Annotated in this window: 14 protein-coding genes; 5 read left to right on the plus strand and 9 right to left on the minus strand. The window is 72.4% G+C overall.

Annotated features, from left to right (window positions below):
- The first annotated feature begins 23 nt into the window (after positions 1-23).
- The 3 genes from BLU79_RS09210 to BLU79_RS09220 all read left to right on the plus strand — a co-directional run bounded on the left by BLU79_RS09210 (position 24) and on the right by BLU79_RS09220 (position 4,518).
- Positions 24-1,832 carry a serine/threonine-protein kinase gene (locus tag BLU79_RS09210; protein ID WP_093905165.1) on the plus strand — a complete coding sequence of 603 codons (1,809 nt, stop codon included), beginning with the start codon at positions 24-26 and terminating at the stop codon, positions 1,830-1,832.
- 142 nt (positions 1,833-1,974) lie between these two features.
- A complete protein-coding gene (locus tag BLU79_RS09215) occupies positions 1,975-2,943 on the plus strand; it encodes a winged helix-turn-helix domain-containing protein (RefSeq protein WP_093905166.1) in 969 nt (322 codons plus the stop codon).
- A gap of 123 nt (positions 2,944-3,066) precedes the next feature.
- The gene (locus BLU79_RS09220; protein WP_093905167.1) at positions 3,067-4,518 is read left to right on the plus strand and encodes a choice-of-anchor P family protein; all 1,452 of its coding nucleotides are present in this window, start codon (positions 3,067-3,069) and stop codon (positions 4,516-4,518) included.
- Between the two features lie 72 nt (positions 4,519-4,590).
- Here the strand turns inward: BLU79_RS09220 and purH are convergent, their stop codons facing one another.
- Together purH and purN are read right to left on the minus strand one after the other, a co-directional pair.
- On the minus strand, positions 4,591-6,156 hold the full coding sequence (gene purH, locus BLU79_RS09225) for a bifunctional phosphoribosylaminoimidazolecarboxamide formyltransferase/IMP cyclohydrolase (protein ID WP_093905168.1): 1,566 nt from the start codon (positions 6,154-6,156) through the stop codon (positions 4,591-4,593).
- Positions 6,153-6,791: a phosphoribosylglycinamide formyltransferase gene (gene purN / locus BLU79_RS09230; RefSeq protein WP_093905169.1), complete on the minus strand. Its 639-nt coding sequence runs from the start codon at positions 6,789-6,791 to the stop codon at positions 6,153-6,155. Before purN ends, purH begins: the two co-directional genes overlap by 4 nt.
- A 280-nt stretch (positions 6,792-7,071) precedes the next feature.
- On the opposite strand from purN, the gene BLU79_RS09235 reads away from it, so the two are divergent.
- On the plus strand, positions 7,072-7,851 hold the full coding sequence (locus BLU79_RS09235; RefSeq protein ID WP_093905170.1) for a hypothetical protein: 780 nt from the start codon (positions 7,072-7,074) through the stop codon (positions 7,849-7,851).
- A gap of 22 nt (positions 7,852-7,873) precedes the next feature.
- On the opposite strand, the gene BLU79_RS48580 is transcribed toward BLU79_RS09235, so the two are convergent.
- Positions 7,874-9,859 carry a cell division protein PerM gene (locus BLU79_RS48580; RefSeq protein WP_256333223.1) on the minus strand — a complete coding sequence of 662 codons (1,986 nt, stop codon included), beginning with the start codon at positions 9,857-9,859 and terminating at the stop codon, positions 7,874-7,876.
- 96 nt (positions 9,860-9,955) lie between these two features.
- Between BLU79_RS48580 and BLU79_RS09245 the strand changes: the two genes are divergently transcribed.
- Positions 9,956-11,023, plus strand: coding sequence for a helix-turn-helix domain-containing protein (locus tag BLU79_RS09245; RefSeq protein WP_093905171.1), 1,068 nt, complete (start codon positions 9,956-9,958; stop codon positions 11,021-11,023).
- 110 nt (positions 11,024-11,133) lie between these two features.
- On the opposite strand, the gene sucD is transcribed toward BLU79_RS09245, so the two are convergent.
- The 6 genes from sucD to BLU79_RS09280 form a co-directional block, all read right to left on the minus strand.
- Positions 11,134-12,018: a succinate--CoA ligase subunit alpha gene (gene sucD, locus BLU79_RS09250; protein WP_093905172.1), complete on the minus strand. Its 885-nt coding sequence runs from the start codon at positions 12,016-12,018 to the stop codon at positions 11,134-11,136.
- 21 nt (positions 12,019-12,039) lie between these two features.
- The gene (gene sucC / locus BLU79_RS09255) at positions 12,040-13,218 is read right to left on the minus strand and encodes an ADP-forming succinate--CoA ligase subunit beta (RefSeq protein WP_093905173.1); all 1,179 of its coding nucleotides are present in this window, start codon (positions 13,216-13,218) and stop codon (positions 12,040-12,042) included.
- 581 nt (positions 13,219-13,799) lie between these two features.
- Positions 13,800-15,944: a hypothetical protein gene (locus BLU79_RS48925; protein WP_256333224.1), complete on the minus strand. Its 2,145-nt coding sequence runs from the start codon at positions 15,942-15,944 to the stop codon at positions 13,800-13,802.
- A 310-nt stretch (positions 15,945-16,254) separates the two neighbouring features.
- Complete coding sequence (locus BLU79_RS47830; RefSeq protein WP_143052477.1) at positions 16,255-17,355, minus strand: hypothetical protein; 1,101 nt, start codon at positions 17,353-17,355, stop codon at positions 16,255-16,257.
- A gap of 288 nt (positions 17,356-17,643) precedes the next feature.
- Positions 17,644-18,816: a VWA domain-containing protein gene (locus tag BLU79_RS09275; protein WP_177000949.1), complete on the minus strand. Its 1,173-nt coding sequence runs from the start codon at positions 18,814-18,816 to the stop codon at positions 17,644-17,646.
- Positions 18,817-18,964: 148 nt separating this feature from the next.
- A complete protein-coding gene (locus BLU79_RS09280; protein ID WP_177000975.1) occupies positions 18,965-21,820 on the minus strand; it encodes a DUF5682 family protein in 2,856 nt (951 codons plus the stop codon).
- Positions 21,821-22,371: the final 551 nt, after the last annotated feature.

The raw sequence follows: 22,371 nt of genomic DNA on the forward strand, positions 1-22,371 counted from the left end.
GAAGGCAGCACATCGGGGGACCCATGTCAGACCAACAGCCGACACCGCCGCACCCTCCGGCGTCCGTGGACGCCGCGTTGCAGCAGGCCGGGGCACGTCCGTTGCGGTCCACGGACCCGGCGGTGATCGGCCCCTACGTCCCCCTCGGCCTCCTCGGCAGCGGCGGCATGGGCCACGTCTACCTGGCCCGCCCCACCGACAGCACCCCCGGCCTGGCCGCCGTCAAGGTGATCCGCCCCGAGTACGCCGAGGACGCCCGGTTCCGGCGGCGTTTCGAGCGCGAGGCCGCCGTGCACGGCCAGGTGCACACACCGCGCACACCGGACCTGCTCGGCACCGGGTTCGACGACTCGCTGCTGTGGATGGCGACGCAGTACCTGCCCGGCCTCAACCTCGCCGACGCCGTGCGCGAGTGCGGCAATCTGGAGCGCGCCGGAGTGTGGCGGCTGGTGGCGGAGCTCGGGCAGGCGCTCTCCGCTCTGGCCGCCGCCGACGTCGTCCACCGGGACCTCAAGCCGTCCAACGTGATCCTGTCCCTGCAGGGTGCGCACGTCATCGACTTCGGCATCGCGCAGGCCGCCGACAGCAGCGCGATCACCACGACGGGCAACCGGGTCGGCACGCCCGCCTTCATGGCGCCCGAGTATCTGCGCGAGGCGCGCTGCGACACCGCCTCCGACGTCTTCTCACTCGCCGGAAGCCTGATCTACGCCGCCACCGGGCACGCCCCCTTCGGCGACGGGACTGGCGTCGACGTGATGCACCGGGTCGCGTTCGAGGAACCCAAGCCGGAGATCATGGCCGAACTCTCCGCCGTGGACCCGGCGTTGGGCTCCCTCCTGTCCGCCTGCCTCTCCAAGGACCCCGCCGGGCGCCCCACCCCGAGGCAACTCCTCGACGCAGGCACGGCCGCCGGTCACGGCCGCTCGGCCTCCTGGCACGAGCCGCTGGACGCCCGGCTGCACACCCGACAGGAGGCGTGCGAGTCACTGGAGCGCCTTGTCATCCAGGAGACGGTCCAGTTGCGTACGCCGCCGCAGCTGCGTACGCCGACACAGACCCCGGGGCTCCCCGCCCCCGGCCCGGCCTTCGCCCCCACCGTCAGCCCGTCCACGCCGCCCGGTCAGTACGCCACCCCCGTGCAGACACCGGCCCCGGAGGACAGCGGCAGGCAGCGGAAGCGCAAGGCCTACCTCGCCGTCGCCGCAGGCCTCGCCGTGTGCGCCGTAGCCGTGACCGCGTTCTTCCTCACCCGCCCACCCCTCGACGAGACGGCCTCGACCGCGACGACGGCAACCGACAGCGCCGCCCCCGGCGACGTACCGACCTCCCGCCTCCCCAGCTCCTCCGCCTCCCCCTCCGGCGACAAGGACAGTGACAAGGAGAAGGAGTCAGCCTCCGCGACGCCAGACGCCGAGGCCTCGCAGAGCCCGGACTCCTCCGGAGGCGGTGCGGGCGGAACCCAGGCCACTCCCACCGACGAACCCTCCGCCACATCCGGCGGCAACGAAGGCGGCGCGGGCGGTGGCGGCAGCGCCCCGACCCCCGCCCCCACCAAGACCGCCACCACACCCGCCACCCCACCCTGGATCTCCGACTGCACCTCCTACTCCGGCACCGAACTCACCCAACGCGGCGACACGGGCCAGCGCGTCGTCCAGGTGCAGTGCATGCTCACCAAGCGCGGCTACAGCGTCGGGGGTTCGGGCGTGGACGGCGAGTTCGGCGCGGACACGGAGTCCGCCGTCAGGCTGTTCCAGAGCGACAAGGGGCTGGACGTCGACGGCGAGGTCGGACCCAACACCTGGGCGGGGCTGCGCAGTTCGACGTGACGTTCCGGTCACACCACCTGTGGCCTTGCGACGCCTGCGTCGGCGCCCGCAGAGCGTCAAGCATTCGTTCATCGGCTCCCGGGACGATGGTGGCGGACGCCACGTCCTGAGGGACGGGCAACGATGTGTGTCGGGGGACCCCATGACGCTGCGCATCCACTTCACGGCTGACGATCTCGCACGCACGACCGTGGCCGCCGGCCCGGACATGATGTGGGAACTCGTCAGCAGCCTGCACCGGTTACAGGCGCCGCGAGCCGCCGCCCGCTACGGGCCGTGGCTGCGGCACGCCCGCGCCCGCCTGGGTGCCCGGAACGTGAACGCCGCCGTGCGGCTGTTGACGGTCCTGGTGCCCCGGCGCGGCAGCTTCCCGGACTTCCTCACCCCGTCATGCCCGGGCGGCGACTTCGGCGAGTCCTTGGAACTCGTCCACGCCACTCCGGCCGGGCGGCTGCGGCGTGAACTCGCCGGAGTGTTCCGCCGCCGTAAGGCCTCGCACTGGGTGCGTCGGCTGGCCGGCGGCGACCGGAGCTGCCGGCAGGAGTTGCAGTCCGCGCTGACCGTGTACTACCGCGAAGTGGTCCGGCCGTACCGGTCCCAGTTCGGCGGCACGGTACTGACGGAGCGTGCGCTGTGCGGCCGCAGGCTCGTCGACGGCGGCGTCGACCGGCTCCTGCGCACCCTCTCGCCGTCGGTCAGCTGGACCGCGCCCGTGCTCAGCACCGGCTATCCGTCCGATCGCGACCTCCACCTGCGCGGACGCGGCCTCACTCTCATCCCGTCCTTCTTCTGCAGCGACACCCCGGTCTCGCTCATCGACCCCGAACTGCCCCCGGTGCTGCTCTACCCCGTCACCGACCCCGCCCAGCCGGTCGTGGTCCCCGACGCCCTGGCCGCGCTCCTCGGCCATACCCGCGCCCTGGCCATCCGCGCGCTGCTCCACCCCCGCTCCACCAGCGAACTCGCCCTCGACCTCGGCGTGTCCGCGGGCACCGCAAGCCGGCACGCCACGGCGCTGCGCGACGCGGGGCTGGTCACCAGTGCCCGGCACGGCAGCACGATGCTGCACGTGGCGACGGAGCTGGGCCGGGCGCTGGCGCGCTCGCACTGACCCTGCACATCGGTGCCGCGCCGACTGTTTGCATCAGCACGCAATCTCCTGGCGGGTGGCCCACCCCGGCCCGCACACTTAGTCATGGACACGACATAAGTCGTCGGCAACGGGGAGAACTCCATGAGGAAACACCTGGTCATGGTGCTGGGCGCGGCTCTGGCCGCCGTGGCACTGAGCGCACCGACCGCTTCGGCGGATCCTGACAACCCACCGGACTTCAAGCTGCCGTTCGAGTGCGGCCAGATCTGGGACATGTTCACCCGTGAAGGCCACGGGGACAACGCGACCGAGGACCAGCAGCAGCTCGACATGGTGCGGGCGGACGGCGAGACGGAAGGTGCCGCTGTACTGGCGTCCGCAGACGGTGAGGTCTGGTGGGAGATCGACGACGTCGGCGGCATCAACATCAAGCACGAAGGCGGCTGGTTCAGCCAGTACCTCCACATGAGCGACCACGTGCCGATGGGAACCAAGGTCAAGCGAGGGGACAGGATCGGCACCGCGAGCAATGTCGGCACCGGAATCCCGCACCTCCACTACCAGCAGATGTACGACTACGACGGCGACGGGTCGGGCGAAGAGAACGAGCTCATCTACCCCTGGCTCGAAGGCAAGGAGTACCGCATCACCCCGGCAGACGGAAACGTCCCCTTGACCAGCACCAACAACTGCGACGGCGGCGGCGACCCGGGCGAGCCCGACCCGGAGCCCGAGCCGGAGAAGACCAAGCTCGAATACACCGGCGACACCTCCCTCGCCGGCGGTGAACCCGCCGAGCTCTCCGCCACCCTCACCGAGGAGGAGTCCGGCGACCCGGTGGCCGACCAGAAGGTGAGCTTCGAACTCGGCGCCGAGGACAGCGTGCAGACCTGTGACGCCACCACGGGCGCCGACGGCACCGCGACCTGCACCGTCGATGAGGTGGACCAGCCCCTGACGGACGACGCCACCGTGCCGGTCAGCGCCACCTTCGCCGGCGACGACGCCTACGAACCGTCCGAGGCCACCGCCACCCTCGACCTGCGGTACGTGACCGGACGCGCCTACGGCCTGTCGGCACAGATCCCGCTGCCCCTCATCCCCATCGGCATCGACCCCACGCCGGACACCGGGACGGTGCGCACCGCGGGCGCGGAGTCCAAGTCTCCGCAGTGCGCCGAGCGCATCGAGGCGCTCGTGCTGTCCGCCGGACCCCTGTGCACCGAGGTCGTGACGAAGACCGGTCCGAACTCCTCCAGCGCGACCTCGACCGTGGCCGAGGCCAGGATCGGGCTGACGGGCCTGCCGGTCGTCGAGGTCTCCGGACTCACCGCGGAGTCCTCCAGCACCTGCTCCGCAACCAAGGGCAGCGTCGGTCTCGAACTGAGCATCGGTGGCACCCCGGTGAACGTACCGGACACACCGAACTATGAGATCGACCTCGGCGCGGGCGCGAAGCTCGTGGTCAACGAGCAGACACCGGTCGACGGCGCGGACCAGGGCCTGACGGTCAACGCGGTGCACCTCACCGCGCTGGGCGGCGCGGACGTGGTGATCGGCTCCAGCACATCCGGCGCGTTCAACTGCGGGTGATGCACGGCGATCCACAGTGACGGGGTGCCGTCGGACGGCCTGGACCGGCTGTCCGACGGCACACCCATGAGGTCAGTGGAAGAAGTGCCGCGTCCCCGTGAAGTACATCGTGATGCCCGCCTTCTTCGCCGCCTCGACCACCAGCTCGTCGCGGACCGAACCGCCGGGCTGGACGATCGCCTTGACCCCGGCCTCGCTCAGGACGTCGATGTTGTCCGGGAACGGGAAGAAAGCGTCCGAGGCGACGTACGAGCCCCGCGCGCGCTCCTCACCGGCCCGCTCCACGGCGAGCTTGCAGGAGTCGACACGGTTGACCTGCCCCATACCGACGCCGACCGACGCACCGTCCTTGGCGAGCAGGATGGCGTTGGACTTGACGGCCCGGCAGGCCTTCCAGGCGAAGGCCAGCTCGGAGAGCTCCTCGGCGCCGAGCGCCTCACCCGTCGCGAGGGTCCAGCCCGCGGGGTCGTCGCCGTCGGCCTGGAGGCGGTCGGTGACCTGGAGGAGGGCGCCGCCGTCGATGGGCTTGATCTCGACGGGGTTGCCGGGGCCCTCGGGACAGCGCAGTACGCGGATGTTCTTCTTCTTGGCGAGGGCCTCCAGCGCGCCGTCCTCGTAGTCGGGCGCGACGATGACCTCGGTGAAGATCTCGGCGACCTGCTCGGCCATCTCCTTCGACACCGGGCGGTTGACGGCGATCACGCCACCGAACGCCGACAGCGGGTCACAGGCGTGCGCCTTGCGGTGCGCCTCGGCGACGTCCGCGCCGATCGCGATGCCGCACGGGTTGGCGTGCTTGATGATCGCGACGGCCGGCTCGGCGTGGTCGTACGCGGCACGGCGGGCGGCGTCCGTGTCCGTGTAGTTGTTGTACGACATCTCCTTGCCGTGCAGCTGCTCGGCCTGCGCGAGGCCCGTGCCGCCGCCGTCGACGTAGAGGGCGGCCGGCTGGTGCGGGTTCTCGCCGTAGCGGAGGGTGTTCTCGCGCTCCCAGGTGGCGCCGAGGAAGTCGGGGAACTGAGAGTCGTCCACCGGGGCGTAGGAGGACGCGAACCAGGAAGCCACCGCCACGTCGTACGCCGCCGTGTGCTGGAACGCCTCGGCCGCGAGCCGCTTGCGGCTGGTGAGGTCGAAGCCGCCGTCGCGGACGGCCGCGAGGACGTCGGCGTAACGGGCGGGGCTGGTGACGACCGCCACGGACGGGTGATTCTTGGCGGCGGCGCGCACCATCGAGGGGCCGCCGATGTCGATCTGCTCGACGCACTCGTCGGGGGAGGCGCCCGACGCGACGGTCTCGCGGAACGGGTAGAGGTTGACGACGACGAGGTCGAAGGGGGCCACGCCCAGCTCGTCGAGCTGCTGACGGTGGCTGTCCAGGCGCAGGTCGGCGAGGATGCCCGCGTGCACGCGCGGGTGCAGCGTCTTGACGCGGCCGTCCAGGCACTCGGGGAAACCGGTGAGCTCCTCGACCTTGGTGACGGGGACACCGGCCGCGGCGATACGGCCGGCCGTGGAGCCGGTCGACACCAGCTCGACGCCGGCCTCGTGCAGCCCGCGCGCGAGGTCCTCCAGGCCCGTCTTGTCGTAGACGCTGACGAGCGCCCGTCGAATGGCCCGCTTGTTGCTCTCGGCGGTCACTGGATAACTACCTTTCGTCCCTCAATGCGATAGCCGTTGCGGGCGAGCCGCCCCACGACCTCGACGAGCAGCCTTCGCTCGACTTCCTTGATGCGCTCGTGCAGAGCGCTCTCGTCGTCCTCGTCCCGGATCTCCACCACGCCCTGAGCGATGATCGGTCCGGTGTCGACGCCGTCGTCGACGAAGTGGACGGTGCAGCCGGTGACCCGGGCGCCGTACGCGAGGGCGTCGCGGACGCCGTGGGCGCCGGGAAAACTGGGGAGCAGGGCCGGGTGGGTGTTCACGAACCGCCCGCCGTAGAGGGCGAGGAACTCCTTGCCGACGATCTTCATGAACCCGGCGGAGACGACGAGGTCCGGCTCGTGGGCGGCGACGGCCTCCGCGAGCGCCGCGTCCCACTCCTCGCGGCTGTCGTGGTCCTTGACCTTGCACACGAAGGTCGGCAGCCCGGCGCGCTCGGCCCGCGCCAGCCCCTCGATGTTCTCCCGGTCGGCTCCGACGGCCACGATCTCGGCACCGTAGACCTCGGGGCCGACGCCGGCGATCTCGTCCAGAAGCGCCTGCAGGTTGGTGCCGGATCCGGAGACCAGCACGACGAGGCGCTTGGCACGCTCGGCCACGGGCTTGGCGGCCACGGTGGGGCCCTTTCTCGGGGGTGCGTTCTTCGTGCGGGCGGCGCTTTGTACGTTTGTATATTCGTACGAATGCATCGCGCCCCGGGATACGGGGAAGTCTACGAAGCAGCCGACCGTCAGCAACGATACCGGCACTCCGGATGGGCCCCATGGGACGGGGGCGTGGCCGGAAGGTAGCGTCTGGGGGAGCTGGACCGGGAACGCGGTTGTGGTGCGGTGCGTTCACAAAGCGACAGCTCATGTCGGATCAGTCGTTCACCAAGGGGAAGACGCTCACTTGATGTCGGACCGCAGCCTGCGACTCCTCACACTCCCTCCGCAGTCCGCGCAGGGAGGGAAGCGTGGCGCCGTCCTGCTGCGAGAGCGGCCCGCCTCGCCTCCCGACGCGCCCTCGGACAAGAAGTCCGGCGACGGACAGAGCAGTGGCGCCCAGGACGACAACCCCTTCGCGCCGCCGGCCGAGGGCACGCCGGACCGCCCGTGGCAGCCGCGGCGCCCCTCGGGCGAGGAGGGCTCTTCGGGGTCGGACGAGGACAACTCGCCGTGGGGCAACCAGTGGAGCGACCGCCAGCCGGGCCGCTCCCCCGGCGGCTTCGGTGACCGGCCCCGCGGAGGCCAGGAGGGCCCCGGTGGAGGCGGCGGCCCCGGCACGGGCCTGCGCTGGGACCCCACCGACCCCGCCCAGCGGCGCGCGCGGTTCGCCCTGCTCTCCGGCATGTGGGCCTTCTTCTTCGCCCTGTTCAGCTGGCCGTACGTGGCCCTGCTGCTGGGTGCGCTGGCCCTGTACTGGGGCATCAGCAGCCTCCGCGCCAAGCCCCGCACCCCCGACCCGAACACCCCGGCCCCCCAGCAGACGGGCCGCCCCCAGACGACGGCCGCGGTGAGCGGGCTGGTCACGGCGTCCCTCGCGATCGCGGTGGTGGCCGCCGGGTTCACGGCGCAGATGGTCTACAGCGACTACTACACCTGCACGACTGACGCCCTGACCAATGAGGCGAAGCAGTCGTGCAACCAGCTGCTGCCCGAGGAGTTGCGAGGGGTTCTGGGCAGCACGGAGTGAGGCCGCTCGGGCAGGGTGGCGTTCACTGCGAGGGCGTGCCCTCGGGGGCGTCGGGTGGCTCCGGGTTGTCGGGCGACTCCGGGCTCTTGGGGGCGTCCGACGGGAAGTCGTCGGGCTCGAAGGTGGTGTCGTGGTCGTACTCCAGGTACGGGATTTCCTGGTCGTGAGCCTCGCTCGATGAGTCCTGGCCGGCCTCCGCGGACCGAGCCTCCTGGTGGTCGCCCTGCGGCGGAGCTGCTTGTTCCGGCTCGAACGCCGTGAACAGCGCGTCCTGGTCGTACACCGAGCGCCCCGTCCTCGATTCCTTGGCCGCGCCGTCGCCTTCCTTCGACGCCGCCCCGCGCGAGAACAACCTTCCGACCAACGGCAGCCGCTCCCGGAACCGGCGCTTGCCGGCACCGGGACCACTCTCGGCCGTGCCCGCCACACCCGAGCCGCTCTCCCCCGACGCGTCCAACGCCTCCAACGTCTCCACCCGAGGCTTCCCGATCCGCGCCTCCGGCGTCCCGCTCACCTGATCCGCCGCCACGCCCCGCCCCGACAGGCACCGCCACGCCCGCACCAGCACGGCCACCGGAACCGCCACCACCCCGACCCACCCCAGCGTCGCCGCCCCCACCTGCCACCACACGGGCCCGAACCGCGCGAGCGCCCCCACCCCCAGCGGCCCGCCCGACAGAGCGGCCAGCACCGCGAACACGACCCCGCAGAGCACGGACGCCTGCGCGGCAACCACCGCGGTCCGCCCACTCGACCAGACCACGACAGGCACTGGTGCCTCCTGATGGCCGACCGCCGACGGTGCCGCCCCGCCCTTGGACCGCCCCTCCTTGGAGGCCCGCCCGCCCCCCTCGGTCACTCCCCCGTCCTTGGCCCGCTCCCCTTCGGTCGCCATCCCGCCCCGAGTCCGACCCTCCGTGGAGGCCTCCTGCCCCCCGGACCGACCCCCCGCCGGCACCGCCACCCTCCCCACAAAGCACCCCAACACCACCGCCGCCGCGACCGGCACCGCCGCCATCCCCCACTGCACCGGCCCTCCGAACCCCGCCCCGGGCACGGCCTCCAGCAACGGAAACGGCGGCAGCAACGGCGCCGGCGCCGAGGACATCGGCCCCACCACATGCCCCGCCCCGAGCACGAACCCCGGCCCCAGGGCATACGAGGACGCCCACACCGCCGCGTTCGGCACGAGTGCCGCGCACAGCAGCAGCACCGCGAACCGCCCCGACCAGCCCTCCGTCAGCTGCAGAAAGGACGTCCGCGTCGCTTCGCCGTGCCACACCAGCGAGCCGCCCACCAGCACCGCCCCACCCCCGACGAGCACCGCCACCCCGGCCCCCGCGGCCCGCCCGGCGGCGCCGAGCCGGGCGCGTGCCGCCACCCCGGGCACCAGCCGCCGTACCCGTCTCGGCAAGGCGAGCATCGCGTTCTCCACGAGCTCGGGCGGCCGTCCGCACGCCGTCCACACCCCCACCCCCGCCGCCACCGTCACGACCACCGGCACCCACACCCCGGTCCAGATCCACTCCGGCCGCAGTTCGCCCCGCGCCGCGTACATCGCGGCCGCAGCCCCGACCCCGAGGTACCCGAGCACGACACCCGCCCACGCCGTGCGCCCCGGTACAAGCGGCGTCCCGTCACCTTCGTCCGCCGCCGCGTCCCGCGCCGCCCGGTGGACCAGCCACACCGGCAGCAGGAACAGCAGCAGTGGTGTCACGCCGACCGGCGCGGGGACACCGGTGAGGGTGTCGGCGCGGACCAGTTCGGCGCCGTGCGCCAGCAGCCACAGCACGGCGGCGATCCGCAGCGCACCCCCCGGCCCGCTGTCCGGATACGGCGAACTGACCCACAGCACCATCACCAGCACCGCGAGCCCGCCCAGCCCCAGCGCCGCCGCCACCGCCCCGCTCAGCAGGCTGGCGGCCAGCCCAGGCGTTCGGCCATGCATACGCGTGCTCGGGGACGACGGGGGCGTTCGACGAGCGGTCATTTCGATCACGCTCGCCATGCTCCCAACGACACGCGCCTTTCCCCCGTAACAGGCGAACCGCCGATGTGTCGCTCAATATATGTTTATGTGCTTTTTCGTGCGAAAGGGTGCCCGGTGACCCAGCGACCCGCAGCCCCGCTGCCCCCGCCCGACGAACGCCGACGCCTGCGCGAGGCCGGTTCATTGACGCAGGCTCAGGTCGCGGATCGGGTGGGCGTCACCCGCGAGACGGTACGTGCGTGGGAGAACGGCCGGACGACACCGCGCGGCCGGCGAAAAGAGGCGTACGCACAACTGCTCAGCTCTCTCGCGGAAGAGACGACGGCTCAGAAATGGGCAGGAGAGCCCGAGGTGACGGAGCGTCAACAGCCGCTGCCCGAACGCCCCCTCACCCCCGCCCAGGCCTTCGACGCGCTCTACGCCTACTGCGCCCCCGCCCTCGTACGGCAGACCTATCTGCTCAGCGGACGCCGCGAACTCGCGCGGGAATCGGTGGAGTGGTCCTTCCAACTCGCCTGGCAGCGCTGGCCGGAGGTGGCCCGTGACCGGGACCCGGCGAGCTGGGTGCGGGCGACGGCGTACGACTTCGCCCTCTCCCCCTGGCACCGGTTCCGCCCCCGCTACCGCCACCCCGAGCCCCCGCCGGCCGACGCCTGCGACCGCGCCCTGCTCGACGTACTCCTCGAACTCCCGCCGCCACAGCGCCGCACGCTTCTCCTGTACGACGGTGTGGGCCTCGACCTGCCCGAGACGGCGGCCGAGTCGGAGGCGAGCACTCCGGCGGCAGCGCGGCGCCTCCTGCACGCCCGCGCCACGATCGCCGACCGCCTCCCGGCCCTGTCCGACCCCGCCGAACTCCACCGCCGCCTGATCGAACTGGCCTCCGCGGAGCGCCTGCGCGCCGCCAAGCCCCCGCTGGTCCGCAGCGGCAGTGAACGCCGGGCGCGCTTTTGGACCCGGGCCGCGATCGCGTTCACGGTGACCCTGATCGGCACGACGGCCCTGACCGTACGAACGGCCCCCACCCAGTACGAGCCACCGGTTCCGCCCGGGGCAACGGTGCGCGGGGTGCCCCCGAGGGTGGCACCCGGACCGTTGTCGGAGGCGGAACTGAAGCTGAGGACGAAGCTGCGCTCACAAATGCAGAACAGGCCGGAGCGGCTGGCGCCACAGCCGCAGTGACCCTTGCGCTCGCCCTCCCTGCCTTCAGGGCGAGCGCAAGCGCCGGCGGGCCCGCCCCCACTCGGGGAACGGGCCCACCGGCATTCAGCCAAGTGCCGTGGCTACGGCGTTCAGCCGCCCAGGATCTCCCGGGCCAGCTTGGCGGTCTCGGTCGGCGTCTTGCCGACCTTGACGCCCGCGGCCTCCAGGGCCTCCTTCTTCGCCTGCGCCGTACCGGACGAACCGGAGACGATGGCGCCCGCGTGGCCCATGGTCTTGCCCTCGGGGGCGGTGAAGCCCGCGACGTAGCCGACGACCGGCTTGGTCACGTTCTCCTGGATGTAGGCCGCGGCCCGCTCCTCGGCGTCGCCGCCGATCTCGCCGATCATGACGATCAGGTCGGTGTCGGGGTCGGCCTCGAAGGCGGCCAGGGCGTCGATGTGGGTGGTGCCGATGACCGGGTCACCGCCGATGCCCACGGCCGACGAGAAGCCGATGTCACGCAGCTCGTACATCATCTGGTACGTCAGCGTGCCGGACTTCGAGACCAGACCGATGCGGCCCGGCTTGGTGATGTCGCCCGGGATGATGCCGGCGTTCGACTGGCCCGGGGTGATGAGACCGGGGCAGTTCGGGCCGATGATCCGGGTCTTGTTGCCCTGCGACACGGCGTACGCGTAGAACGCGGCCGAGTCGTGGACGGCGATGCCCTCGGTGATGACGACCGCGAGCGGGATCTCGGCGTCGATGGCCTCGACGACGGCGGCCTTGGCGAAAGCCGGCGGCACGAAGAGGACGGATACGTTCGCACCCGTCTTCTCCATGGCCTCGGCCACGGTGCCGAAGACCGGGATCTCGTTGCCGTCGATGTCGACCGACGTGCCCGCCTTGCGGGGGTTCACGCCACCGACGATGTTCGTGCCGTCGGCCAGCATGAGCTTGGTGTGCTTCATGCCCGTGGCACCGGTCATGCCCTGGACGATGACCTTGGAGTCCTTGTTGAGGAAGATAGCCATGGCTGTCTGAGTCCCTCTTCCTTACTTCGCAGCCGCGAGCTCGGCGGCCTTGTCGGCCGCGCCGTCCATGGTGTCCACGCGCTGGACCAGCGGGTGGTTGGCGTCGGAGAGGATCTGACGACCCAGCTCGGCGTTGTTGCCGTCCAGACGCACGACCAGCGGCTTGGTGACGTCCTCGCCACGGTCCTCCAGGAGCTTCAGCGCCTGGACGATGCCGTTGGCGACCTCGTCGCACGCGGTGATGCCGCCGAAGACGTTGACGAACACGGACTTGACGTCCGGGTCGCCGAGGATGATCTCCAGGCCGTTCGCCATGACGGCGGCGGAGGCGCCACCGCCGATGTCGAGGAAGTTGGCGGGCTTGACGCCACCGTGGTTCTCACCGGCGTACGCGACGACGTCCAGGGTGCTCATGACGAGACCCGCGCCGTTGCCGATGATGCCGACCTCGCCGTCGAGCTTGACGTAGTTGAGGTTCTTCTCCTTGGCGGCGGCCTCGAGCGGGTTGGCCGCGTCCTTGTCCTGGAGGGCCTCGTGCTCCGGCTGACGGAACTCGGCGTTCTCGTCCAGGGAGACCTTGCCGTCCAGGGCGATGACGTCACCGGAGGCGACCTTGGCCAGCGGGTTGACCTCGACGAGGAGCGCGTCCTCTTCGATGAAGGTCTTCCAGAGCGTGACCAGGACGTTCGCGACCTTGTCGGCGACCTCGGCCGGGAAGTTGGCGGCCTCGACGATCTCGCGGGCCTTCTCCGGGGTCACACCCTCGTTGGCGTCGATCGGCGTCTTGGCGACGGCCTCGGGGCGGGTCTCCGCCACCTCCTCGATCTCCATGCCGCCCTCGACGGACGCGATGGAGAGGAAGGTGCGGTTGGCACGGTCGAGGAGGAAGGAGACGTAGTACTCCTCCAGGATCTCCGGGGCCGTCTCGGCGATCATCACCTTGTGGACCGTGTGGCCCTTGATGTCCATGCCGAGGATGTTGGTCGCGTGCTCGACCGCCTCGTCGGCGGTGGCGGCGAGCTTCACGCCACCGGCCTTGCCACGGCCGCCGACCTTCACCTGGGCCTTGACGACAGACTTGCCACCGAGGCGCTCGGTGGCTGCGCGGGCCGCCTCAGGCGTGTCGATGACTTCACCGGCCAGCACCGGTACATCGTGCTTGGCGAAGAGGTCCCTCGCCTGGTACTCGAACAGGTCCACGCGCTTCCGTCCCTATCAGTGATCTCGCGGTTCGTTGGATGCGTGGGCGTGCCGCGAAGGGCAACGTGACGTCCGCATGTGTCACAAGGGAGGCGCACACGGTGTCCGAGCGCGCGGCATGTCCGTCTCGCAGGTTATCGCTGCTTGCGGAGGGCCCCTAAATCGAGGGTCACACCTGAGCGGTGATACCTGTCACATGATGCCGCGAACTGCGCGGATCACTGGCACGGCGTGCCGACTGTGAGGATTCGGCGGGGCCGCATGGAAGGACCTCACCGGGTTGGGGTTGACCCGGTGAGGTCCCTTGAACAGCCCGAAGGGGCACGAATGGGCCGCCCCTGTGGGCTCTGGGCCGGTGATCCCCACCCCAAATGGGGATCACCGGCCCTTCCGCGGGGTGCCGGAGGGAACAGCCGACGGATTTCGGCCGTCCGGGGCCGTCTGCCCCGCGGAGTCGGTGGGTCGCGACGGGAGGGGCGACCGGGCCCGCAGCCACGGCCCGTGCGACCGCCCTCGCCGTGGCTGCGGATGCGCCGTACGTGGCCCCGCCGGGGCGTCGTACGACATCTGGGGGCGGTGCGTCAGATGCGGTACGCGCCGCCGTCGTGGAGGTCCTGCACGTAGCCCGGCGTGATCGAGTCGGCGACACCCTGCACGCCGCCGAGGGCGTTGCCGGCCAGCGGGCCGCCCGACTCCCGGACCGTGCCGGTCAGGTCGCCGGCGAAGGGTGCGACCTGGCCCGCGACACCGTGGGCGAAGGGGTCGACCTGGCCGACGACACCGCCCGCGAAGGGCCGGACATCGCCGACGACGCCGTACGCCAGCGTCGTGGCGCTGCCGCCGACGCCCCGCACGACCGGGCCGACGGTGTCCACGACCTGGTCCACGACGGGCTGCACGGCGCCGGTGACGCCGTACGCGAACGGCCGCACCTCCCCGGTGACGCCCTCGCCGAAGGGGACGGCCTGTCCGGCCACCCCGTGCACGAAGGGGTCGACCTCACCGACGACACCGCCCGCGAAGGGCTGGACGTCGCCGGCCACGCCGTACGCCAGCGCACCCGCGTCCCCGACGGCCTGCCCGGCGACCGGCATGACGCCGTGCACGGCGGTGTCGGCGACGGGCGGCAGGACCGTACCCGTGACGTCCGCGGTGACCTGGCCGACCAGACCGGTGGCGTACGGGGGTACGTCGTGGGCGACGCCCTGCACGACCGGCTGGACGTCGGAGACGGCACCGTAGGCGATGGGTCGGACGTCGGCGACGGTGCCGTACGCGAGGTGCTGCACGTCACCGACCGCGCCGTGGGCCACCGGGGGCACGCCGTGGACGGCGCCGCCGACGACCGGCTGGACTCCCTGGACGGCACCGGCGACGACCGGCTGCACGCCGTTCACGGCCTGGCCGGCCACCGGCTGGACCTCGGCGACCACGCCGTACGCCAGCGCGGTCGCGGCGTCGACCGTGTGACCGGCGGTCCGGGCGACCCCGGCCACCGCGCCGTGGGCGACCGGCACGACGCCGTCCACCGCCTGGCCGACGACCGGCCGCACGCCGGTCACCGCGCCGCCGGCCACCGACTGGACGCTGTCCACCGCGCTGGTGGCGACCGGGGTCACTTGGCCCACGGTGTGGGTGGCGGCGGGAACCACGCCGTCGACGGCGCGCTGGGCGGCCGGGACGACTCCGCCGACGGTGCGCCCGGCGACGGGCAGCACGCCGTTCACGGCCTGCCCGACGACCGGCGGGACGACCGCGTCGGCGGTCTGCCCGACGACCGGGGTGACCGTGCCGGGGACGGCGCTGACCGTGCCGACGACCCGCTGCTCGACGCCGCCGACCGTGCCGGTGACATGGCCCAGTACTGCGGAGACGGAGGCCTGGGCGGCCGCCGTGACGGCGGTGGCCCTGCCGGTGGCGGTGGCCGTCGCGTCCGCTGCCGTGCCCGTGACCTGGCCCTTGGCGTGGGTGACGGCGGCCTGGGCGACATCCTGCGCACCCGCGCCGGTGCGGCCCGCGCCCGCGACGGCGTACTGCGCCTTCGTCCGTACGACGCCCTCGACGCCCTGCGCCTGCGCACGGGCCGCCGCCTGGGTGCCCTGGAGCTTCGTCTGCGTGGCGGCGAGCGCCTGCTCCAGCTCGGGGGCGAAGGCGGCGAGGGGGCCGAAGAGGTAGTCGATGGTGCCGGGGATGTTGGGGGAGTCGGGGAGCTGTGGGGCACCGGCGTTGCCGAGGCCGGCGACACCTGCGGAGACGGCGGCCTCGGCGTGGGCGGTGGCCTGCGCCGCGTGGTCCGCGCGGGCGGCCTTGGCGCCCTTGATGGCCTGGGCCGCGCCCTTCGCCTTGGTGGCCGACTTGGTGGAGGACGGGACCGTGATCTTGGCGTCGACGTAACGGCGGGCCTGATCGGCGGCGCTCGCGGGCGTCGTCCCGGCCGCGTCGGCAGCCGCGTCGGCCGTGTCGGCGACCGTGCTGTCGGCGCCGTCGGTGGCGCCGGAGACGGTGTCCGTCACGCCGGAGACGACGCCGTTGACGGTGTCGGTGACCCCGCCGAGCAGGCCGGGGGCGTCGGCGCTGTCGACGGCGTCGGTCGCGTCGGTGGTCGTGTCCGGTACGGAGAGGGTGGAGGCGGGCAGCTCGTCCGCGCTGGCGACGGTCGAGCCCAGCGCCCAGGCGCCGGTGACGCCGGCGGCTATGACGATCGAACGGCGGATGTTCTTGTTCATGCTTGCGTCGGATCCCTAGATCTTGGGGCTCCGAAGGCCTCCCGGGAAACGGAGATCGTGAAGAACTCCGAACTCCGAACTCCGGGGCTTCGGACGGTTTGGGGACATAGCGGCGCCGGTTCGGGTCGGGTCGCGGTCCGGGAAGTAGGGGACCAGCGGGACCGGTTACGGCTCCGGCGGCTTCCGTCCGGGAGGGCCGGGATGTCAGGGGGGACATCCGGGAACTGGGGTCCGGACGGACGGGCAGACCTGTTTCCGCCCCCGCGCGGCAGGTCTACGGCGGGGAGGGTCGGCCTACTGGCCCACTGGCCTACGCGGGGGAAACCGGTATGTCCCCGTGCCTGTCCTGGATCTCGTCCACGTCGGCACGGGCGGCGGCGCCGGGCACCAGCCGCAACGGCGCCCGCTGGCTCAGCGAGACGGCGTGCGCGTCCCCGTGCCGAGGCGAGCTGTTGTCGCCCGCCGAACGGCTGCCGCCGAGACCGCCGGGGTGATCGGCCGGCGCCTGCTGGACGGGCGCGTAGCCGGAGGGCGCGATGCGGCGCGCGTCGCCGGGTGCCGAGGTGTCGGGCGCTGCGGCACCGGCGACGGACCACGGACCGTAGATGACGGGAGCGGGTGCGGCGGTGCCGGTACGCCCCTCCTTGCCGCGTCCGTCACCCGAGGCGGGCGCCTCCGATCCCGGCTGCGGCGTCGTGGTGACCGGCGCGGGCAGGGTCTGGCCGGGGACAGCGGGGAGGGCCGGCAGGCCGGGGAGCCCCGGGAAGCTGGGCATGCTGGGCACTTCGAACCCCGGCAGGCCCGGCCAACTCGGCGACTCCGGCAGCACCGGCAACGAGGGCAACGACGCCAGCGGCGGCACCTCGGCCAACTCCTCGGTCACCGACTCGACGACGTCCTGGATCAGGTGGTCGCTCACGGGACGGAGGGGCTGGCGGTCGGTGTCGCCGGTGTCGCTGGTGCCGTCGGAGCTGCCCATGTTGTCGGCGGGATGCGGGGCCGGGGCACTAGGGGCTGCGGGCTGAGGAGTTGCCGGGTTTGCCCGGTTGGCCGGAGCCTGCGGCGGACGGGGCTCGGCCGAGGCCTGCGCACCCTTCCTGGCCGGCTCCCCCACCAACCGCTCGACCGCACCCCTCGTCGCCGCTCCGATCCCGTCGCCCTTCGGCACCGACGGAGCGACTCCGGAGGAGGCGGAGGGCGCAGCTCCGGAGGAGGCCGAGGGCGCCGAAACCGAGGACGTCGAGGTGCCCGTGCCCACCGACACCCCGTCCGCCGCATACGCCCGCTCGCCGCAGAGGAACCCGAGCGCGAACAGACCGCCCACCAGCAACGCCACCTGAAGCGCACGCCACCCGGCCGCCGTGCGCAGGACGCGCAGAGCGGTGACAGGCAGAGCGGCTGGCCAGGTCAAGACGAGGTGGGTCCTCCCGTGCGGCGGAACGGAGTACACGTGACGAGCGTCGCGTCAGCGCGACACGGTGCGGGCAAGCGGGGCGCGGCGCACCGCTGAAGAGGCGCGTCGATCCTCGCACGCCCCTCCCAAGTTCGCGCAAGCCCCCCGCCACCGATGGGCACTCATGTCCGTTTTGCTGGCCCAAGCCGGTCGTCACCAGGTCGACAAATCACCGGCAAATCCTCGCCCTTGCCCTCCTCATTCCGCTGCTCGCTCCTCTCCTCGTCGCCCTCCGCGTTCCTCTCCTCATGCGGCGTCCGGCACCGGAATCGGTCGCTTCTCGATGGCCGCCGCCATCACCTCCGGGAACAGGTCGGGCGTGCACGCGAAGGCCGGTGCGCCCAGCGCCGCGAGAGCCGCCGCGTGTTCCCGGTCGTAGGCGGGCGCCCCCTCGTCCGACAGCGCCAGCAGTGCCACGAACTGCACGCCCGACGCCTTCATCGCGGCGACCCGCTTGAGCATCTCGTTGCGTATGCCTCCCTCGTACAGGTCGCTGATCAGCACGACCACCGTCTCCGCGGGCCGGGTGATCTGCGACTGGCAGTACGCGAGCGCCCGGTTGATGTCCGTACCGCCACCGAGTTGCGTACCGAAGAGGACGTCGACCGGATCGTCGAGCTGGTCGGTGAGATCGACGACGGATGTGTCGAAGACGACGAGCCGTGTGCTGATGGAGCGCATGGACGCCAACACGGCCCCGAACACCGACGCGTACACCACGGACGCCGCCATCGACCCCGACTGGTCGATGCAGAGGATGACCTCCTTCTTCACGGACTGGGATGCCCGCCCGTACCCGATGAGCCGCTCCGGCACGACCGTCCCGTACTCCGGGAGGTAGTGCTTGAGGTTGGCCGCGATCGTGCGGTTCCAGTCGATATCGTGGTGGCGTGGCCGGTTGATACGGGCGCTGCGGTCCAGAGCGCCGGTGAGAGTGGCCCGGGTGCGGGTGGCGAGCCGCTTCTCCAGGTCCTCGACGACCTTGCGCACAACGGCCCGTGCCGTCTCCTTCGTGGTCTCCGGCATCGCCCTGTTCAGCGAGAGCAGCGTGCCCACGAGGTGCACGTCCGCCTCCACCGCCTCCAGCATCTCGGGCTCCAGCAGCAACGTGGAGAGCCCGAGCCGGTCGATGGCGTCCCGCTGCATGACCTGGACGACGGACGACGGGAAGTACGTCCGGATGTCCCCGAGCCAGCGCGCCACCGAGGGTGCCGACGCCCCGAGCCCCGCCGAACGGTCCTTCCCCGACTGTGCCTTGTCCCCCTTGCCGTAGAGAGCGCCCAGTGCCCCGTCCATCGCGGCGTCCCTCCCGGAGAGCGCGCACCCGGTGCCGTCGGCGTCGTCCCCGCCCAGCACCATCCGCCACCGTCGCAGTCGCTCCCGCGCCGGATCCATCGCCTCGCTCGTCGAACTCGTCATCGGCGTGCTCCCTCACAAGGTCGTTCCCACAACGGGATCACCGGCACGGTCGTCGTCGCGGGCCGACCCAGCGCCGACGCCCCCGGCGGTTGCCTGACGGCGCCCACCTGCACGCCCCGCGTCCTCGGCTCCGTCACTTCGCCAGTCGTCATCCCGTCGTCCCCACAAGGTTGTTCTCGCCTGAGTTGTCGCCGCGCAGGCGGTTCCCGACGCCCTCTGCCACCCGGTCCAGCCCCAGCAGCAAACGCACCACCGGCATCACGGCATCCGCCCGCGCGCCGTCGAGTTCGGCGGCGAAGCCGGGTATGCCGGGGCCACCGGCCCCCGCACGCCCCCGCTCCCCGGGCCCACGCCGGACCAGCTCGCCCAGGGTCCGCCGCACCCCCGGCTCATATGCCGAGAAGGTGCGCCTCAGCAGCGGCAGCACGTCGGTGAACGCATCCGCCGAGACCCCCGTCAGCCACGCGTCGACCAACCCGAGCAGCCGCTCGTCGTGCACGAGCAACATCCCGCCGCCGGATCCCCCACCGACGAACCCCTCGATCCACGAGGCCGCGTCCGCCGGCGGCGTCCCCGGCGACAACGCGAGCCCCATCAGCCGCGCCGCCTCCTCCTGCACCAACTCCCCATCGTCCAGCAACAACCGCACGCCCCGCCCCCGGATGACGCCGGGCACGGTGTCCCGGAGGGACAGCACCCGGAGCACCCCATGCCAACGGTTGCGCAGGTCTCCATGACCGAGGGCACGCGACGGGTTGCCCGGGGCGGAGCCTTCGCGCCCCGTGTCGCTGTCTTCTCCCGATACGGATGCCGAGCCCCGTGCGTCTCCGTCCGATCCGGATGCCGAGCCCCGTGCGTCCTCGTCACCGCCCTCACCCGATCCGGATACGGAAGCCCGTGCGCCCCCGCCCGAACCCACCGCGTCGCCCAGCAACCCCACCGCTCCATGCACCGCGTCCACACGGCGCCGCATCTCCTCGGCCGCGTCCGCGTCAAGGGCGGCGCAGGCCGGGGGCAGGCCGACGAAGACGCGCTCGGCGAGACCCGCGGCGACCTCCGCCAGCGCGCCGGTGTCGGTGCCCCGGACGTCGCCGTACCGCAGGGAGCGGACCAGCGCGGGCAGGGCCTGGGCGAGATGGCCGACGTCGGTGTCCAGGGCGGCACGGTCGGCGAGGATCCGCATCACCACGGGCAGCGCGCCCGGCAGTTCGGCCAGCAGGCAGCGCTCGGCGAGTGCGGTGACGTCGGCGAGACCCTGCGCGGCAACGGCGTCCGTCTCCGCCTTCGCGGTCGCCGCGGCGAACACGGTGGTCCCCCACACCCCGGCCTCCGCGACCCGCACGGACAGCTCGGGCTCCCACCGCAGCCGCCACGTCTCCCGGAACGTCCCCGTACTGCCCCGCGACGCGACCGGCTCCCCCCACTCCACGCCCAGCAGCCGCAGCCGGTGCAGCAGCCTGCTGCGCTCGGCGTCGTTCTCCTTGCGCAGGTCGAGCTCCAACTCCCGCTCCAGCGCCTCCGGTTTGAGCCGCAGCCGACGCTGGATCCGGTCGAGGTCCCGCTGCAACGGCACCGCCGGCGCCGACGACGGCACCTCCCCGAGCACATCCCCCACGACCAGCCGGTCCCGCACCAGCGCCAACGGCACATCCGAGCCGTCGCACATCACCGCTCGCACCGCGTCGGTCGTCTCGCTCAGGCCCGGCAACGGGCGCCCACGCATCACCGCCAGCGTCTCGGCCAGCCGTACCGCCTCGATGACATGGGCCGAGGACACAATCCGGTCCTCGTCCCTCAGCAACCCGGCCACCTTGGTCATCCACCGCTCGACCGGCCGGTCCGGCGCACCGAAGAGATGCCCGTACCACCCCGGCGAATCGATCCCCGCCCCGTACCCGCTGACCCGGGCCAACCGGCGATACGTCCACGGCACCCAGGTCATGTCCGCCTTGACCTTGGGCAGCCCCTTCAGCAACACCTTGTCGGCGGCCACGGTGCTCTTCTGCCGCAGCGCGGGCACATGCCACGCCCCGCAGACCACGGCCACCTCGTCCCCGAACTCCCGCTGAGCGGCCCGCACCTGGAGCCGCATATACGCCTCGCGCACGAGATCCCGCTCATGCCCACCGCTCCCGTACGCCTCCCGCAACGCCCCCATGGCCTCCTCAAGCCCCAGAAACGGCGCGAACACGTCCCCCTCCCCCAGGCCCCGGTGCTCGACGACGTCCTCCCACCACCGCTCGGGATCGTCGTAACCAGCGGCATCGGCCAACACGGCGAGCGGGTCGACCCGGACATCAGCACCGGACCCGTTCCCATCGCCCCGCACCCCGCCAGGCTCGGCGAGCCGCTCATCGGCAGACTCCCCAGCCTGCCCTCCGGCAGCCTCACCACCCTGCCCTCCGCCGCTCTCCCCGACCCGTTCCCCGCCAGGCGCACCAGCCCGCTCATCGGCAGGCTCCCCGACCCGCTCTCCGACAGGCTCACCAGCCTGCTCTCCGCCGATCTCCCCGGCCCGCTCCCCCGCACTCCTTCCAGCAGACTCGCCGGCGCCCTCCGCAGCAGCTCCACCGACCGGCTCATCGGCAGACTCGCTTGCCTGGACTCCGGCAAGCTCTCCGGCCCGCCCTCCCGCACTCGCTCCGCCAGGCTCCCCGCCCTGCTTGCCGACAGGCACCGGCTCCCCGTCCTTGCCCCACGCCAGCGTGTGCGTGGCCGGCAGGTCGATGAAGCGGGCCGGGACCCCGTGTTCCAGGGCCCAGCGGATCGCCACCCACTCCGGGGAGAACTCGGCCAGTGGCCAGAAGGCCGAACGACCCGGCTCGTCCACGGCGTGGGCGAGGAGAGCGACCGGCGGCCGCATGGCGTCGTCGGCGGCGAGCGGGATCAGGGCATCCGCCTCGGGCGGTCCCTCGATCAACACGACCTGCGGCCGGGCCGCCTCCAACGCCGCCCGCACGGCCCGCGCCGACCCGGGCCCGTGGTGCCGTACGCCGAGCAGCAGGGGCCCCGGCGGCTTCGGCACCGGAGCAGATGCGGCCAAGGCGTCCGGGCATCCCGTCGGCACGTCACTCGCCCGGTGGGCACCCGCCTCCAGGCCCTCGCTTCCAGCCCTGTCGATGCCCGTCACTCGGTCCCCCTCGATCCCAACCGTCCGACCACGACGTCGATCACTCCGCCACCCTCGCCCCGCAGCCGACGCATCCCGTCACCCCTCACAGCCCACTCCCCACTCCCCCACTCCTCCGCAGCCACCCGACGGCAGCGCCATCGGCCACGCCTTCCTGATCCCGCCCATGACCAGGAAGGCGTCGCCACCACTCACCGTCCCGACCTCACCCGTCCGTCACGGTCCGCTCACCGCGAGGCCTCATTCATCCGCGGCGGGCCGCTCACCTCGCGGCCTCATCCATCACCCGCCGACCGCTCACCACCGACCGCGCCCATCCACTGACGGCCGCTCGACTCCGACCGCGCCCATCCCCACCGGCCGCTCACCGCCGACCTCACCCATCCCTCAAGGGCCACCCGCCGGGCACTGCCACCCCGCCTCGC

Source organism: Streptomyces sp. cf386 (assembly GCF_900103585.1).
In the GTDB taxonomy this organism is placed as follows: Bacteria; Actinomycetota; Actinomycetes; order Streptomycetales; family Streptomycetaceae; genus Streptomyces.